Genomic DNA, 16457 nt, shown 5'->3' with positions numbered 1-16457 from the left:
ACGTTAATAAATTGTGATTTATTTAACTGATCAAATAAAATTTGAACAACCGAAATGATGTTGAAGCAATATGTTTGATATTTAGGCTTTCTGCCTACTGATTGTTGTTTGAACCAACCAGATTTTCAGCACCGATTTCTGTTAGTTAAAAATCAGGCGATTCGCAGATACACAAAGTAGCATCAACAAAAAAGTAGTTAATTAAAATTGAAAGTATAACCTGTGTATGCTTAAAAATTTTTATTTACGCTTCACCATAATCTCCTTCTCCCCATAAACCACTCCCCCATCCGTTACGCCCTGTAAAATAATTTTAAACGGTCCGGTTAAATCGCCTGTATTAAAACTAATGGATGTTTCACCTTTTATCTTTATTTGGTAGTTCCAATACACCGTTGAAAAATTGATAGGTTCATTTTTGTTATTGATATCAGACACATAGAACTCTTTAGCAAGGTTGATTCCCTTGAGGATGGTAATATTAGGTTTACGCTCTGCCTCCAAACACCCCTGGTAAATCATTTCACCACCTTTCCCATTGGAATAAGTTTTACCATTTACCGGACTTCTACTGCCAACATCCGCAGGATGGTTAGGACAGTTTAAAATGTTATACCTGCAAACATAATCACCACATTTATTATAAGTTCTTTCGGCATAATCGGTATTTTGATTATTCTCATTAATCACAACTTCTTTAAGTTTGATACCAGCAGCTGAAGTGATGCTTTGATAACCATTATTAAGTATCTCAGCTCTTACATTGGGAAGTTCAAAATTTTGCTGTACAATGTATTTTGTCAGTTCTTCTTGCGGATTATTTATTTCAAGCGAGTACAAATCATATCTATCGGCAACCATTCCCAGCCAAACCGGTGTTTTCGGTTCTTTAATCAGGAGATGATCAAATGGAATATTAAATCTGCCCGCACTGTCTGTATCCAGAAAATTAAGGTTTTCCCCAGCTATTGTTGTTAAACCCAGGGGGCTGGTCAGTAACTTCTTTCTTCTGGTAATTTCACCATGGTAATCAAAGCTCGAAAGCGCTGCTTTTTTATTAAACACCTCTTCTTCAGGCCATTTATATCTGCTCCAGGTTTTAACCAGCAGTACATCATTCAGATAATCCTGATCCACATACTTCAAACCCATCGGTCGGTTAGGAAGGGGTTTTAAATGTTGTTGTAAATAAAAATAATCGATAATATTCTGGTTATTTCCAACTGATACCCAATTGGCTTGGGTACATGAAACAGACACCAGTGCCGTCAACGGAGCTTTACTTTTACCACTTACATTCAATTTTAAATTCACCTGATCTCTTGTGCCGTATTCATTTTTATCAGTAGATAATTCGGTCTGATTAAGCTGATCATAATGTGCAAAGAAAATCCTTTCGGCCATTGGGCGATAATTACTATCTAAAATGGTGACGGTATTTAATCCAATAGGAACGGAATCTAACTTAAACCTTAAATTTTGGGTTTTGTTAGCCGCTAATATCAAATCGGCATGCAAAAAAACATCAGCGAAATTATGCACCAGAATATGAACTTTTTGATTATTATTGGCCACCAGCTGTAGCCTGAAATCATTTTCGGCTATTGCTGTTCCTGCTGTTAAAACAGCTCCATGTTTTAATGCCGCAGGTAAATGATAATTGTTACCTTCCTGTTCACTGTCAAAAAGTTTAACGTAATATTTTTTTGATGGCTTTGGACAGATTGAAAATGAACCAAGCCCTGTAGAATTGCTTTTAAGGGTATCAATCACTATGTCATTTTCATACAAGATACCCGTCGCTTTCATTGCAGTGCCTTCCAGGTCTTTAATTTCAAAACCTACATTCGAAGTTAAGCGATCAATCAGGTAACCACCTTCGGGGTAAAATTGAATCTGATAATTTGAACGGCTCCTCACCGGAAGATTAAACTTAATGTGCCTGATATCTTTACCTTTTTTGATGGAAACATTAAGTTGGTTATTATCCCGTGTAATTTTATCCGCAGGAAAGTTAATCATCAGTTCACCAATTACACTACTTTTAGCTGAACCGGTGAGCAATGTTTTTTTATCCTTACCGATCTGATATTTTATTTCTGCATTTTCAACGAAACGGTTGTCACTGGATAAAATTTTTAACAATGCTATTCCATTTTTGCTCTGCTCATCATAAGCTTTAAAAATAGAAATATTGGCTGTTAATGGATTTACAGTAGTAGATTTAATGATAATGGGCTGCACGAATCCGCCATCTGGCTGATTATCCTTTTTAATATGGTATTCGCTACAAAACGATAGGAACCGCCCGGCAGCGAATCAGGCAAGGTAAGTGCACCGAATGCAAATCCTTTTTCAATCAAAAATTTATCCTGGATTACTACACTACTATCACTGTTATTGATCAGCGATAAATAAAGTGTATGGTATTGATCTAAGTTGGTAATGGTTTTTAGCAAATACCCGCTAAACCAAACCTGATCGTTATTGGTGTAAACGGTTTTGTCGAAATGAACAAACAGATTAGATTGAGCCGTTTCTAAACCATAATGGTTAATATTTAAAGCCACACTATCTAGTTTTACATCCTGCGCCTTTACCTCTACTAATAAAAGCATGATACAGGTAAAGAGGATTTGAAATTTTGAAAGCATATTTCGATGATCTAGTTAAAAATCGAAAATTTTAGCTAGATTCTCAAATTATCTCCAATTAGTGACTTAATTTTAAGCACAGTTTGTGAAGATTATATGATTTAAAAACCTCTAAATTTTAACTATTCCATGCTTCACGGCATACAAAGCCAATCCTGTACGGCTTTTTAACTGTAATTTTTCGCATAAAGAATTTCTGTAACCATCAATTGTACGCGGACTCACAAACATTTCAGCTGCAATTTCATTATACGTTTTTTCAGTACAGGTATATTTCAGAAACTCCATTTCCCTTTCTGTAAGTTTTACGAAGTCTGAGATTTTCGAATTTGTAGCTAACGAACTCAGCGACTGCATGACTTTCCTGGTCACAAGGTCATTATAAAAATACCCTTTACTGATCACCTCGTCAAAAGCACGTTTAAGCTCTTCAGGTTCAGCATCTTTTAACACATAACCTTTGGCGCCATTGGTAATCATTTTAATAATAGCAGTTTCTGCATCCATGGTACTCAAAGCAAGTATGTTTACTTCCGGATGATTTGTCCGCAGCCATGAAGCCGTACTATATCCATCCATTTCGGGCATGTTGATATCAAGCAACACGATATCAGGTACATCGTATATTTTTAACTGTCTGATAAAATCTTTTCCGTTAGCAGCCTCAAATAATATGTTATAGGACGGAAAATAGCTGATTAAAGCAGCCAATCCTTTTCTAAACAAGACGTGATCATCAACTAAGGCTATATTTTTAATCTGGTCAGACATAAGGAATAGTTAAGGTAATTTTAGTTCCATTATTAATCACACTATCGATTGTAGCTTCTCCCATAATCAGTGTAGCGCGTTTTACAATATTCTGAAGCCCCAACCCAGTCTCAAATTTATCTTTTTCACCCGCACAAAAACCGACACCATTATCTTCGATAGTGATGTTTAGCTGTTCTGAAAAATCAAATCCAACATCGATTGCGGTGGCTTGGGCATGTTTTAATATATTTTGCAAACTTTCCTGCACAATCCGGAAGATGATAGTCTTCTTCTGTTCTGCAATCTGCTGTTCGTTACCGGTTACCTCAACCTTGCAAACAATAACTCCTGCCCTGCCTATGCGCTGTAATTCCTGTTCTACCGCCTGCAACAAACTTAACTCCTGGATACGGCTTGTGCTCAAGCTTTTTGCAATATCACGTAAATCGGTAAGGGCGTTGCCCAAATTTACTTTAATTTCAGTAATCAATGATTTATCACTGGTTTCTTTTTGCTCCAGAATACTCAATTGTAGTTTAGCTAAACTTAGTAACTGCCCAACATTATCATGTATTTCCTCACTTATCATTTCAAATGTTTGCTCCTGCATTTCGAGCCGAGATTGCAGCAATTGCTCGCCATATTGCTTTTCCAGTTCTCCTTTTTCTTTTGCATACTGGAATTTCTTTTTCTGAAAATAGAGCATCAGGAAAACAATTGCTATTGATAAGAACAGAAAAATAACTGTAGTGAGTAAAACCGCTAAGAATACTTCATTATAATGGTCTTTTTGCATAAAAAAGCATACGTAAATAAAGAGTACATAATAATATTTGTTACCTGAAGGCCAATCTGAAAGTTCATAATTAATGATGGATAATTGACGATCAGAAAATTGTATATACCCATAAAAGGAACTTGGCTAGAATAAAAGATAATGATGCCAAGTGCTATCCAGAACTCGCTACAACTATTAAGTCTCACATTTTCGATTGAGGTTAACAACTGATAGCAATAAACTAAAGCCCAGATAATTGTAAAAGTGCCACCTACCAGAAAAATATAGCTATTCCATTCTGTAATTTTAAATATAAAGAACACTGAAATATACCAGAATACAGGGAACAAGATCATAAAGATTGATATTGCCTTTTTCAGAAATGCTGAAACGATTATTGTTTTAAAAAAATAGGCATATATCAGAAACTCAATCAGCATAACGACATTGTACTGTGGCAATACATTATTGTCTTTAATCAGGTTTCTAAAAAACACTACACTTATTTCTACAAGCAAAACATAAGGCAACAACAAAATAATAACTTTTAGATGAATAGGAAAATCCTTACGGAATTTTATTATTCCTGCTAACGTTGCTAAAGCCAGCGATGCTATGTAAAAATAAGTTAGTGTAGACATCTTGACTTAATTAAATTTCGTAATCTAATGCTGCCATATTATCATTGGTTGGAGGAGGTGGGGCAGGAACACCTGTATCAAAGGTATCTCCAATGAATCGCTCCTTGCTTATTGTGACTGTAAGTCTTTCCTTAAATTCCACAGGATCAATTTGTTTAATTCCGATATCTTCATTTTGCCAATCTATAAAGGAGAAACCAATAGTAAGCCTTTTATGATATTGAACAACCTTACTATTTTCAAATCGATAATCTTGATCTGTATAAGAAGAAAAACGAATACCAAAACCTTTTACTATATCTCCATGGTTTTGACTTTGATATTCCATCTCAGCAATTGTTTCTTCTATTTGATCTATACTAAACAACAAATGTTTTGTTTCTTTGCAATCGTCTCGAATATCATCATCAGATAGGGTACTAAAAAGATTATTTCTTTTTATTTTTTGAAAATTGTGAACTGCTGCTCTAGCTTCATCTTCTGGTATAACAACAAAATTCCCATCTTTAAATCCGTAGTATGAACCTATATCCGAGTTTTTCTCACCAATAGCAGCCACGAAAATGAGGGTAAGTTTGCCACATTTACCGGGACTTACCGTGCCATCGCTAGATGGAGAGGCAAAATATGCCCTCACCCCATTTACAGAGTTGCGACTTGGGCTATCCACAAGAATACGCTTAAAAAATTCAACTGCTGTTTTTAGATCAATAAAATCCAGTTTTTTGTTTTCAGCCCCCCCTTCTTGTTGTTTGGTTAAGGCATCAAGTATAGGGTATTTAAAATTAATAAACCATTGTATTCTTTTCTCACTTTCTGAAGTTGTTACATAAGTAATTGGTAATGGTCTTTGTCTGAAATTAGTTAAATTCTCTTTCATAGCTTTTAATTTAGTTTGAGGTTTATAAATAAGTTATATCTAAATATACACGAACCTTATTTGAAACAGAAAATAGACAATCAATATAAAACCTTACAACAAACTCATTTTCAAACTCAAAAAGCCGCACTAAACAGCTTTTATCCAGCTTTTCGATTACTTAATCGTAGGTACATTTATTTAAAAATACCGCGATTTTACGGTAACTCATTGCGCTTTTCACGCGTATAAATCCTAATGTTTTCACGCTTGATTTGAATATGTTTCGAGCAGTAGTTTTGATAAGAAAAATAATTAAATAAAACAGGTCATTTATAAACCTTATAAAAGAACAGATGAAAATTAGTAAAAACTAAAAACCTAAAATCATGACAAAACTCTCATTAAACAAAGTCGAAAGCTTTATTAAAGACCTCGACCAAAATCCTCAATTAAAGCAGCAATTTGATGCTGACCCAAAGGATACATTAATCAAAAAAGCAGCATCTAACCCTAAAAATGATGTTTGGATATACAGACTGGTTGTTAGTGCACTTAGTTTGGTTTTATTAGTAGTTACCACTGGTATTTTAATCAATGTTAAAGAAATACAGGCTGCAGATAAAGTAATTACCATTATCGCTTCAATCGGCTCTGCGGTAATCGGAGCACTGGCGGGTTTATTGGCTCCTTCTGCCAATCAGGATGATAATTAATCTATCAATTTCAGTAAAATTCATTTATAATTAAAAAGTATCAATCATGGCAAAAAAGAAAAAAAATCAATTCTTATCACTTGAATTCAAAAACGAAACAGTAAAAAAACATACTGTTGGTTTTATAGCAAAAGACAATAGCTCTAATCATGTTGAACTTATATCTCCATGTAAATGTGGTGATAGTGTTTGTATCAATGGGGTGCTTCACAGGTGCATGTCTGATCCATCGGGCGAATGTGTTTGGTTCGAAACGACTGAAATTTGTGAATAACTCTAACAATTAAACTAACGAAATCATGAAGAAAATATATTCAATATTTACTTTATTACTTTTGATTTCCTTTTCAGTTTTCGGCCAAACCTATCCGTTAACTATGGAATTAATCGTAAATGGAAAAAGTTTCCCAATTAGCTGTGAACCTAAAGATGGTTACATACAAGTAACAATAAAAGATGATAAGGATACTGAACTTAAAAAATATGTCAATTATTCACAAGATATTGATGCTTTTGCAACAAGGTTCGTTCAAACATTTGACACCGTTTGTAATCTTCCGGATTCTGTAAAGAAACTCGAAAAAGATAATTGGAAAACATTTGCGAACAAGCTTTTTAACAAATTTCAACTTATTTTACAAAATAAATTGCCCGAGGCGGGATTATTTAGTGTTAAACCTTATGCTAAATTATATATAAATTATTTTAATCCCGACAGTAATAAATTCTCATTGGCTAAAACTGATCTCCGGTATAAGCTAGTTAAAATTGATGCCGAAATATCAGAAGGATACCTCGAAAGTATTGTTGCGTATGTAAAATTTGAAAAAGATGAGGAACCACATAAATATATTTTGGAATATCCTGTAGGAATGTCTTCTGAAGATAATATTCGAAATTTCAACAAGTATAACTTATATGAAGAAAAATCGTCGCCTTATGCACAAAAAAAAACAAAAGTTTTTTTATTGAATTTAAGCGATGTCATTTCATATAATTATAGGAAAGAACCCGGTAGGCGAGATTATAGCCCCAAAGATACCTCTTTGAATGAAATGCCAGGTGGAACTTCCATCATGTTACACAAAGAAGAAACAAGTAAACTTTTTGAAGCACATTTCTATTCCGATTTTAAAGGTTTTAATGAGGAAAAGCCAAATGGTATTATTCAGGTTGAATTGGCTAAACGAATTAATACAAACACCTATCAACACCGAGCACCACGATTTTTATATTATTGGGCTTATAAAAGCGGTGGTTTTTTTCAATACATCTCACCGGTTGCTACCCTTTCTAAAATTGAGCAACATAATCGAAAACTTAATCTCCACGATTTAGATTCCGTTCGGTTTAACACTGGTGGTACAAATATAAACCAATTTGGTAATCAATATCATAGATATGCAAATGCGCTAAGTTTATATCAATATCAATGGCTTTCTGTAGGAACAGATCTGAATCTTGCATTTGTAAATAACCCTGGCCGAAAGTTTCATATTTACTTTAATTTAGGCGCACGTTTTGGATTTACGGACACTATAGATTCATTAACTACAATTAATGGTACAACCATTACCAAAACCAAATTTACCAAAGATATTTCAGTTAGTACCTTACAGGTTTATCCTGAAATTAAAATTAAATTTTTTCCTCAGGAACAATTTAACTTTTCAATAGCAAATAAATGGATATACTTTAAACCTTTAAATCAAGTTGTTCAAATGGTGGGGTTTGATAGAGATAATGCTTCCATATTAAAGCCTAAAAACCATGCTTGGCTTAATACATCAGAAATGCTCATGACCATACAGGTTAACCCTAAGAGTAAAGTATTTGGTCGGTTCAGGATGAATTGGGAAATAGGAAATATCAAGAATAATTTTTCGCAATTGCAAGTTGGTTATTCGACATATATTTTGGGCAGATAAAACTAACTGAATCTGCTTTTAAATTTATACCACCCCAAATAACGCTCCCCCCTCTTTACCCATTTCATCAATCTTAGCCTCTACCACTCCATCCTTTATTAATTCGGGTGCGTGGTGGGGCTTTTTTCGGGCATCGATAATCATCGAACCCTTACAGCCCCAATGTTTGTTGATCGTAAAATCGTTAATACCATAAATATCTGCTGCCGGATTGCTTCTTGTAAAAGTTACCCAAACAAAGTTATCAATCGTTGCAGCGGTAAACTCAGCATCATCGGCCAATATAATTAAAGGCAGACCAGATAAATCCTGATCGATCAGGGCCATATTCAGCAGCGCTATTTCTGCAGCTGTTTTCTCTGGATTCAGGTATTTATTAGCCGATAAAACCAAAACGCCTGGCATGGCAATTTTGGGTTGATAAAAAGCATCACTTAGCTTCAGTCCTTCAGGGAAATGGCTCCACAATTCTCTTTTTTGATTACCTGCGGCAGCAATTACCACTTTCGAACCACTATTTAATCCGTCTCCACTGTAATCCAGCGTATCAATAGTGGTATTGGTATAAAAATGGATGTCTCTGGTTAAATCAATCCGCTCTAATATATGTTTGATAAAATCTTTAATATGATGCGTACTCAATTGCTGATTATCTTCTTTAGCCGCTATAAAAAGGTATTTGGCTAAACTCAACTGGTTTTTACCCAGAATATGGTTGGCAATGGTTAAAATTTCCTGTGGTCTTCTTTCTTTTAAATATGGCGTATAACGTTCGCTACCAATGGCAAAAAGCAAAGGGTGAACACCAGCGGCGTCAACCGCATGAACTTCTTTTAAACCATGTATTTCCTGTGGAATGGCTGAACCGGTAATCTCATGAATCAATGCGCCAAAACTGGTATCTTCCTGCGGCGGGCGACCAACTACAGTAAACGACCATATTGCATCTTTTTTATGGTACACATTGTGCACTTTCATTAAAGGAAAAGGATGCGTTAAACTATAATAACCAAGGTGATCACCAAAAGGTCCTTCTGGTTTATTTTCGTTTGGATAAACGGTTCCGGTGATGATAAAATCGGCATCAGCAGAGATACAGAAACCTTCATCGTCATAAAAATAACGGAAACGCCTGTCGCCAAGCGCACCGGCAAAAGTCATTTCCGACAAACCTTCAGGCAATGGCATTACTGCGGCCAAAGGATGTGAAGGCGGACCTCCGACAAAAATACTCACTTTTAAAGGCTGTCCAAGGGCGTTCGCTTTAGATTGGTGCACGCCTATTCCCCTGTGGATCTGGTAGTGCAGACCAATTTCTTTATCCTGAATATAATCGTTTCCGCCTAACTGAATGCGGTACATCCCTAAATTGGCATTTAATACACCCGGTTTATCTACATCTTCGGTATAAACCTGTGGCATGGTAACAAATGGGCCACCATCCATAGGCCAGTTTACAATCTGCGGTAACTGACTGATGCTTGTTTTCAAAAACTTATTTTTCGCGGACGGTGTTTTTAAAGGCAGAGCCGATAAAGCAGACATTGCCGAACCTGCATATTTGAATGGATTTTTCAATGCCTTTATAGGATCGTTTCTCAACGAAACCAATTGCTGTACCTTAGGTAAGGTATCCCTAAAAATGAATTTTGATCTTTCTAAAGTTCCGAACAGGTTAGAAACTGCAGGAAAAAGACTTCCTTTAACTTTTTCGAATAACAGTGCCGGTCCTTGCTTTTCGTAAACCCTCAAATGGATGGCTGCCATTTCTAAATAAGGATCTACTTCTTCTTTTATTCTGATTAAATGACCGTGCTTTTCAAGATCGGAAACACATTCTGCTAAACTTTTGTACGCCATGCCCAAAGATAAATAATTAGACTTTCTATGAAACAAAAAAGCCCTGTATAAGCAGATTTTACAATAAATCTACTTATATAGGGCCACTTAACCTACTAATAAGATATTATTTCTTACCTGCGAAAGAGCGTAACATCCAGGTATTTTTCTCTTTAAACTGCATAAAACGGTTAACCATATCGTTAGAGCCATCGTCTCCGGCAGTATCAGTAGCTTCTAAGAGTTCTCTTTCCAATTCGATCAATGCAGCCATATCATCTAAAATAGCATCAACCATATCAAGGTCTTTCATTCCAATGGTATCAATCTCTTTAATTTTAGATTCTTTAATATAATCAGCAAAACGGCTATGCGGTGCTTTACCTAAGGTTAATACACGCTCAGCAATTTCATCGATAGTTAGTTGAGCATTGGTATATAACTCTTCAAACTTAACATGAAGTGTGAAAAAATTCTGACCTTTAATGTTCCAATGGCAACCTCTTAATTTTTGATAATGAATGTGGTAATTAGCCAAATAATCATTTAACAGATCTACAACTGGTTTAACTTCTTTCTCGTTTAAGCTTATTTCTTTAGCGTCCATTTTGTTATGATTTATAATGTTTTTATTGTCAACGTAACAAACCAAATTTATAAAAGTTTTACTCAATTTTGTCTCTTGAACAATACGTTATTTATTAAATCGTTTAATATTTAATAAAAACAAAATAAGGATACTATAAACGTTTGTATATGAATTATATATCAATTCAAAAAAATTAATACGATCTTATTTTTACATAAAAACCAACAGTTCAACTAAAGATGGTTAACAATATTATTCGTATAATTGCTCCCTTTCACTTAGAAATTTAGATAAAAATAAATGCATAAAATATATTTATCTGCTGTAGTGTTATTTGCACTTAATATTGCAAATGCTAAAGCCAATACAGCAAGAGACTCTATCGGTGTAGAAAACAATAAAGGCAAAAAACTGATCGTTCACCAAACCGTAGCAAAAGACACTTATTATTCTATTGGCAGAAGATACAATGTATCGCCAAAAGATATTATGGCTTTTAACGAAAACAAATATCTACAGGTTGGTGTGATCATCAAAGTCCCTACAAATATTCCTTTTACAGCAACAGGATCATCTAACAATGCGCAGGCTCAAACTGCTGCAACTGGCAATGTGATTGAGCATACCATTAAGCCAAAAGAAAATTTAAATATGCTGGCCGAAAAATATGGCACAACCATAAATGAAATTAAGACTTTAAATAACTTAAAGGGCAGTAATTTAAGCATCGGTCAGGTTTTAAAAATACCGGCAAAAAACGGAGCGCAGAACGCGGCAACTGAACCAGTTACGTCACCTGTAAAAAACAATACAGAATCACCTGTAAACAGCACTCCTGCTTCAGATCAAACTATGATTGAGCATACTGTTGCGCGTAAAGAATTTTTAGGAAAAATTGCCGAAAAATACGGCACTACGGTTGAAGAAGTAAAAAAAGTCAACAACCTTTCGGGTAATAACCTCCGTATTGGTCAGAAACTTAAAATCCCGGCGACAAAAAACATCGACGAAACTAAAGCAGTTTCAGCTACTGTTGAAGAGAAGCCTAAACAAGAGAATAAATCCAGTGATACAGCAGGCACACACACCGTTTTAAGGAATGAAACCATTTTCACCATTGCCAAGCAATATGGAATTACTGCTTATCAGATTAGAACAATGAACAATCTTCCTGATAATGCCATTACTATCGGGCAGGTTTTAAAAGTTCCTGGCGGCATCATTGCAGATGTTCAGGTACCAAAAGAAAAACAGGCTGAAACCAAAACAAAAGAAGTACCGGTAGAAGCCAAAGAAGAAAGTTTTATCCATACGGTAGCAACTGGCGAAAACATTTTCTCTATAGCTAAAAAATATAATTTAACGGCTTATCAGATCAGAACAGCAAATAAACTGGACGATAACAACATCAAGGTAGGCCAGAAACTGATTATTCCTAAACCACCACAACCTAAATCGGTAAATGATTTATCAAAAGAACAACAGGAAAATGAACCAGACAGTACTATGGTTAAAGACCCTAAACTTCGCCGGGATCCGAGCGTATATGGTTTAAGTCAGATCGAAGAAAAAGGAGCCGCAGTTTGGATTGAAGACCAAGATATGGACGGAACAAAAATGTTGGTTTTGCACCGTACAGCGCCTGTGGGCAGGGTAATCAAAATTACCAACCCAATGACCAACCGCACTACCTTTGCCAAAGTTGTTGGTAAATTTACAGAGAACGAATCCACAAAAGATGTTATCATTGTAATGACTAAAGCTGTAGCCGATTCACTGGGCGCTTTAGACAAACGTTTTTTCTGCAATTTAACATATAGTGCTCAATGAGTTTAAACAAAAAACCATTCATAATTGGCATTGCCGGTGGTAGCGGATCGGGCAAAACATTTTTCCTAAACTGCTTTCTCCATCATTTTAAACAAGATGAAGTAACCCTGGTATCACAGGATGATTATTACATCCCTGCCGGTGACATGACACAGGAAGAAAACAAATTATACAACTTCGATCTTCCTTTAACCATTGACAGTGAACAGTTTTTGAGAGACATTAAACAATTAATGAGCGGTGAAGTGGTTTATAAAAAAGAATACAACTTCAATAACCCTTTGGCTGTAGTTAAAATACTGGAAATTAAATCAGCACCTATTATTATTGTAGAGGGGCTTTTTATCCTCCATTTTAAAGAAATCGCCGCTTTACTGGATCATACCATTTTTGTTGATGCGGATGAACAAGTTGCTTTGGACCGCCGTATCAAACGCGATGGTTTAGAAAGGGGTTATCCGGAAGATGACGTATTGTACAAATGGCACAACCATGTAGTACCCGCGTATAAAGAATACCTGCTACCCTACCGTGAACAATGCAATAAGGTAGTCATGAATAATACCAATGAGCCAGACGAAATTATCGCCATCACGGAAAATATTTCGAATGATTTGAGGAATAGCATTTTGGTGGATATACAGTAAACACCAGAGAATTCAAGTTTTTAAAACTTGAATTCTCTTTTTACTAGGAATCGTAATGTCTTGATAGGTTTACAGGATCCATTAAGATTAGCTTCGCTGAGCACTTCGTGGTTCCCGCCTGCGCGAGAATGACGATCATTCTAATTGCCGTGGTTTGTGTCGCCACAAACCACTAATTAATCCAGTCTCATTTCAGGTATTTCACCTTCCACAACCAATCTACCTGCCGTAGATTGCTGTATAAATTCGATACTCACGCCGGGTGCACGCTCCAAAAGTTTAAAACCACCTTCAGGTAAAATATCTAAAACCGCCAGCTCCGTTACAATTTTTTTAATACATTTCACACCGGTTAACGGCAAGGTACATTTTGGCAACAATTTACTTTCACCAGCTTTGTTGATGTGCTGCATGGCTACAATGATGTTTTTGGCCGAGGCAACCAAATCCATTGCTCCACCCATTCCTTTAACCATTTTACCGGGAATTTTCCAGTTAGCAATATCTCCAGTTTCTGACACCTCCATGGCTCCCAGAATGGTTAAATCTACTTTTTGAGCACGGATCATCCCAAAACTCATGGCCGAATCAAAAATAGATGATCCTGGTAAAGTGGTAATGGTTTGTTTCCCAGCATTAATTAAATCGGCATCTTCTTCCCCTTCAAAAGGAAATGGCCCCATGCCCAGCAAACCATTTTCAGATTGTAATACTACATTAATTCCCTTTGGAATATAGTTGGCCACCAGCGTAGGTATGCCGATGCCAAGGTTAACATAGTATCCATCTTTTATTTCTTTAGCGATGCGCTGTGCGATCTCTTCTTTTGAAAACATAAATTTTAAACGTTTGAATTTTGATTGATAGAATGAGTAATGTACTAATATGCTATTATACTTCAGACTTCCTCACCGTACGCTGCTCAATTCTTTTCTCATAATCTTTACCCTGAAAAATGCGGTGCACATAAATACCAGGAGTATGAATATAATCCGGATCTAATTCGCCAGCTTCTACCAATTCTTCCACCTCAGCGATGGTAACTTTACCTGCCATAGCCATAACTGGATTAAAATTCCGGCTGGTAGATCTAAAGATTAAATTCCCTGCGGTATCGCCTTTCCATGCTTTTACAATGGCAAAATCGGCATCAAATGCGTATTCCATTAAATAATCCTTACCATCAAAATTACGTACTTCTTTACCTTCTGCTACTTCTGTTCCTACACCTGCCGGGGTAAAAATTGCAGGCATGCCATATCCGGCTGCAAGACAACGGGTAGCCAAAGTACCCTGAGGAATAAGGTCTACTTCCAGTTCGCCGCTTAACAACTGCCTTTCAAACTCAGCATTTTCTCCTACGTAAGAAGAAATCATTTTTTTAACCTGACGCTGCTTTAGCATCAAACCGATACCAAAATCATCAACACCAGCATTGTTGGAAATGCAGGTTAAATTTTTGACCTGTTTGCTCACCAAAGCATTTATACAATTCTCCGGAATACCACAAAGCCCGAAACCACCAAGCATTAGGGTTGCACCATCTGATATATCTTTGATAGCCTCTTCAGCTCCAGATACCACTTTATTTATCATTTTATGAATTTTTGGTTAGTTCGCTAAATTACAAATTGCCATCAAAAATGCAGCATTTAAAATTTTTTAAATCTATTAGGAATATAAATTGATTGGAATTAATCTAAATAACTATTACCTTTGTGTTGCAATGATTTACGAGAGAGAAGAAAGCCTGTTTATATTACCTACAGACCCTGAATTCCAAAAGGGCATGGGATTTATCCTAAGCTGCACGGCTGAGCACAAAAAATGTTGTGAGAAATTTAAAAAGGGCAAACGCTGTAAAAAGTGCCCTGGTAATAAAAATAAATAAGCTTATTTCGCAATTTCAATGATTTTATCATCATTTCCATTACTGGTACAGAGATAGATCTTTCCTTCCGGTGATTGGCAAACAGCTCGTATTCTTCCATAGGTATTCACATAAAAATCTTTAGTCCCTATAATTTTTGTCTGCGTATCATCTAATTTCAGTTGCATCAGTTTCGTACCTTTTAACACCGCTAACAACAACGAATTTTTAAACTGCGGAATATAATCATTGTTGTAATAAGTCAAACCACTTGGTGCAATTGTAGGTGTCCAGTTGATTAATGGCTCTGCCACATTGTTCAAACTACAGAACGATTGTTCGCCACTTTCATTACAAAAACCCTTGATGTTCGGCCATCCATAATTCCTTCCTTTTTCGATAATATTTATTTCATCATCAGAATCCGGTCCATGTTCAGAGGAAAATATTTTGTTGCCCACCTGAATCAGTCCCTGCGGATTACGATGTCCCAAACTCCAAACCGGATTATTTGGGTAAGGATTATCTGCAGGAATAGAACCATCTAAATTGATCCTTAAAATTTTGCCTGCCAATGAATTTATATTTTGAGGATTGGCAGTATCGGAGGCATCACCAGTACTGATAAACAATTTACCGCCGCTGATCAATAAGCGTGAGCCATTGTGTATGGAGGCAGCTGGAATCTGATCGAGTAAAACTAATGGATTGGTTAAATTACCTCCGCTATAAGTATAACGGACCACTTTGGACTTATAAGTGCTTCCATATCCATAAACCACATAAACATAAGGATTAGCAGTGAAATCAGGATGTAAGGCCATGCCCAACAAACCACCTTCTCCATTGGTACGTACTTCTGAAATGGTTAATAAGGGTGTAATTTGACCTGTAGCAGGATTCAAACGGCTGATTTTCCCTGCTTTTTCAGTAAACCAGATCAGATTATCAGGTCCGTAAACCATTTCCCATGGTAAACTTAACCCAGAAACAATAACCTTTGATTTTAACGTTACATCAGGTAGTGTACCTGGATCATCATTACTATCATCGTCATTCTTTTTGCAAGTTGTGGTAAACAATACCACAAAAAGGCAGAGTAAGATTTTTTTCATAACCGTAACATTTTAAAAATAACATAGTTACGGTTATAAAAGTTTTAGTTTTTCTGTATTGCTGTCAGATGTTACCATCTGACAGATTTCAAAAAATGTAATTTAGTGCCGGATGGTAACATCCTGCACCACAACTAAAAGCATTAAGATTATCTTCGATTAGCACTTTGTGGCTCCCAAATCGAGTTGAAAATGAAGATTTATCTACTTGCGCTTGCGCTCCTTAGAAAGGAGCTAA

General features: G+C 35.9%; 16 protein-coding genes. 5 read left to right on the top strand and 11 right to left on the bottom strand.

The window, feature by feature from the left end:
* Positions 1 to 240: 240 nt before the first annotated feature.
* From BCL90_RS06475 to BCL90_RS06450, 6 genes are all read right to left on the bottom strand, one after another.
* Entirely contained in the window at positions 241 to 2244 is a 2004-nt protein-coding gene (locus BCL90_RS06475) for a hypothetical protein (protein WP_121283177.1), read from the bottom strand.
* Entirely contained in the window at positions 2211 to 2618 is a 408-nt protein-coding gene (locus tag BCL90_RS06470; protein WP_134380592.1) for a hypothetical protein, read from the bottom strand. Before BCL90_RS06470 ends, BCL90_RS06475 begins: the two co-directional genes overlap by 34 nt.
* Before the next feature lie 147 nt (positions 2619 to 2765).
* Complete coding sequence (locus BCL90_RS06465; protein WP_121283175.1) at positions 2766 to 3425, bottom strand: response regulator; 660 nt, start codon at positions 3423 to 3425, stop codon at positions 2766 to 2768.
* On the bottom strand, positions 3418 to 4203 hold the full coding sequence (locus tag BCL90_RS06460) for a sensor histidine kinase (RefSeq protein WP_121283174.1): 786 nt from the start codon (positions 4201 to 4203) through the stop codon (positions 3418 to 3420). The genes BCL90_RS06465 and BCL90_RS06460 overlap by 8 nt, the downstream gene beginning before the upstream one ends.
* Complete coding sequence (locus BCL90_RS06455) at positions 4170 to 4826, bottom strand: hypothetical protein (RefSeq protein ID WP_121283173.1); 657 nt, start codon at positions 4824 to 4826, stop codon at positions 4170 to 4172. The genes BCL90_RS06460 and BCL90_RS06455 overlap by 34 nt, the downstream gene beginning before the upstream one ends.
* A gap of 10 nt (positions 4827 to 4836) precedes the next feature.
* A complete protein-coding gene (locus tag BCL90_RS06450; protein ID WP_121283172.1) occupies positions 4837 to 5706 on the bottom strand; it encodes a hypothetical protein in 870 nt (289 codons plus the stop codon).
* Positions 5707 to 6074: 368 nt separating this feature from the next.
* On the opposite strand from BCL90_RS06450, the gene BCL90_RS06445 reads away from it, so the two are divergent.
* The 3 genes from BCL90_RS06445 to BCL90_RS06435 are packed head-to-tail and all read left to right on the top strand — an operon-like array spanning position 6075 to position 8329.
* Positions 6075 to 6401 (top strand): hypothetical protein, encoded by a 327-nt coding sequence (locus BCL90_RS06445; protein WP_121283171.1) that lies wholly within the window; start codon positions 6075 to 6077, stop codon positions 6399 to 6401.
* Positions 6402 to 6447: 46 nt separating this feature from the next.
* Complete coding sequence (locus BCL90_RS06440) at positions 6448 to 6675, top strand: hypothetical protein (protein WP_121283170.1); 228 nt, start codon at positions 6448 to 6450, stop codon at positions 6673 to 6675.
* A 25-nt stretch (positions 6676 to 6700) separates the two neighbouring features.
* Positions 6701 to 8329, top strand: a complete 1629-nt coding sequence (locus BCL90_RS06435; RefSeq protein WP_121283169.1) for a hypothetical protein — start codon at positions 6701 to 6703, stop codon at positions 8327 to 8329.
* 24 nt (positions 8330 to 8353) lie between these two features.
* Here BCL90_RS06435 and BCL90_RS06430 read toward each other — a convergent pair whose 3' ends face one another.
* Positions 8354 to 10189, bottom strand: a complete 1836-nt coding sequence (locus BCL90_RS06430; RefSeq protein WP_121283168.1) for a UbiD family decarboxylase — start codon at positions 10187 to 10189, stop codon at positions 8354 to 8356.
* Positions 10190 to 10295: 106 nt separating this feature from the next.
* On the bottom strand, positions 10296 to 10775 hold the full coding sequence (locus BCL90_RS06425; RefSeq protein ID WP_121283466.1) for a Dps family protein: 480 nt from the start codon (positions 10773 to 10775) through the stop codon (positions 10296 to 10298).
* A 282-nt stretch (positions 10776 to 11057) separates the two neighbouring features.
* Here BCL90_RS06425 and BCL90_RS06420 point away from each other — a divergent pair, with 282 nt between their 5' ends.
* Together BCL90_RS06420 and BCL90_RS06415 are read left to right on the top strand one after the other, a co-directional pair.
* Positions 11058 to 12587 carry a LysM peptidoglycan-binding domain-containing protein gene (locus tag BCL90_RS06420; protein ID WP_121283167.1) on the top strand — a complete coding sequence of 510 codons (1530 nt, stop codon included), beginning with the start codon at positions 11058 to 11060 and terminating at the stop codon, positions 12585 to 12587.
* Positions 12584 to 13234, top strand: coding sequence for a uridine kinase family protein (locus BCL90_RS06415; RefSeq protein WP_121283166.1), 651 nt, complete (start codon positions 12584 to 12586; stop codon positions 13232 to 13234). Before BCL90_RS06420 ends, BCL90_RS06415 begins: the two co-directional genes overlap by 4 nt.
* A gap of 176 nt (positions 13235 to 13410) precedes the next feature.
* Here the strand turns inward: BCL90_RS06415 and BCL90_RS06410 are convergent, their stop codons facing one another.
* The 3 genes from BCL90_RS06410 to BCL90_RS06400 form a co-directional block, all read right to left on the bottom strand.
* Positions 13411 to 14070, bottom strand: a complete 660-nt coding sequence (locus tag BCL90_RS06410; RefSeq protein ID WP_121283165.1) for a CoA transferase subunit B — start codon at positions 14068 to 14070, stop codon at positions 13411 to 13413.
* 55 nt (positions 14071 to 14125) lie between these two features.
* On the bottom strand, positions 14126 to 14830 hold the full coding sequence (locus BCL90_RS06405) for a CoA transferase subunit A (RefSeq protein ID WP_121283164.1): 705 nt from the start codon (positions 14828 to 14830) through the stop codon (positions 14126 to 14128).
* Positions 14831 to 15127: 297 nt separating this feature from the next.
* The gene (locus tag BCL90_RS06400) at positions 15128 to 16219 is read right to left on the bottom strand and encodes a PQQ-dependent sugar dehydrogenase (RefSeq protein ID WP_121283163.1); all 1092 of its coding nucleotides are present in this window, start codon (positions 16217 to 16219) and stop codon (positions 15128 to 15130) included.
* Between the last annotated feature and the right edge of the window lie 238 nt (positions 16220 to 16457).

The organism is Pedobacter alluvionis, from assembly GCF_003664035.1.
Classification (GTDB): domain Bacteria; phylum Bacteroidota; class Bacteroidia; order Sphingobacteriales; family Sphingobacteriaceae; genus Pedobacter; species Pedobacter alluvionis.
Note: the sequence above shows the minus strand (reverse complement) of the source record. Positions and strands in the feature narration are given on the sequence as shown.

What these genes read in the sequence shown, in the direction of transcription:
- BCL90_RS06405 (WP_121283164.1), bottom strand. Translation starts at nt 14,830, where the DNA reads ATGATAAATAAAGTGGTATCTGGAGCTGAAGAGGCTATCAAAGATATA.
- BCL90_RS06465 (WP_121283175.1), bottom strand. Translation starts at nt 3,425, where the DNA reads ATGTCTGACCAGATTAAAAATATAGCCTTAGTTGATGATCACGTCTTG.
- BCL90_RS06420 (WP_121283167.1), top strand. Translation starts at nt 11,058, where the DNA reads ATGCATAAAATATATTTATCTGCTGTAGTGTTATTTGCACTTAATATT.
- BCL90_RS06460 (WP_121283174.1), bottom strand. Translation starts at nt 4,203, where the DNA reads ATGCAAAAAGACCATTATAATGAAGTATTCTTAGCGGTTTTACTCACT.
- BCL90_RS06435 (WP_121283169.1), top strand. Translation starts at nt 6,701, where the DNA reads ATGAAGAAAATATATTCAATATTTACTTTATTACTTTTGATTTCCTTT.
- BCL90_RS06440 (WP_121283170.1), top strand. Translation starts at nt 6,448, where the DNA reads ATGGCAAAAAAGAAAAAAAATCAATTCTTATCACTTGAATTCAAAAAC.
- BCL90_RS06445 (WP_121283171.1), top strand. Translation starts at nt 6,075, where the DNA reads ATGACAAAACTCTCATTAAACAAAGTCGAAAGCTTTATTAAAGACCTC.
- BCL90_RS06430 (WP_121283168.1), bottom strand. Translation starts at nt 10,189, where the DNA reads ATGGCGTACAAAAGTTTAGCAGAATGTGTTTCCGATCTTGAAAAGCAC.
- BCL90_RS06410 (WP_121283165.1), bottom strand. Translation starts at nt 14,070, where the DNA reads ATGTTTTCAAAAGAAGAGATCGCACAGCGCATCGCTAAAGAAATAAAA.
- BCL90_RS06415 (WP_121283166.1), top strand. Translation starts at nt 12,584, where the DNA reads ATGAGTTTAAACAAAAAACCATTCATAATTGGCATTGCCGGTGGTAGC.
- BCL90_RS06455 (WP_121283173.1), bottom strand. Translation starts at nt 4,826, where the DNA reads ATGTCTACACTAACTTATTTTTACATAGCATCGCTGGCTTTAGCAACG.
- BCL90_RS06470 (WP_134380592.1), bottom strand. Translation starts at nt 2,618, where the DNA reads ATGCTTTTATTAGTAGAGGTAAAGGCGCAGGATGTAAAACTAGATAGT.
- BCL90_RS06450 (WP_121283172.1), bottom strand. Translation starts at nt 5,706, where the DNA reads ATGAAAGAGAATTTAACTAATTTCAGACAAAGACCATTACCAATTACT.
- BCL90_RS06400 (WP_121283163.1), bottom strand. Translation starts at nt 16,219, where the DNA reads ATGAAAAAAATCTTACTCTGCCTTTTTGTGGTATTGTTTACCACAACT.
- BCL90_RS06425 (WP_121283466.1), bottom strand. Translation starts at nt 10,775, where the DNA reads ATGGACGCTAAAGAAATAAGCTTAAACGAGAAAGAAGTTAAACCAGTT.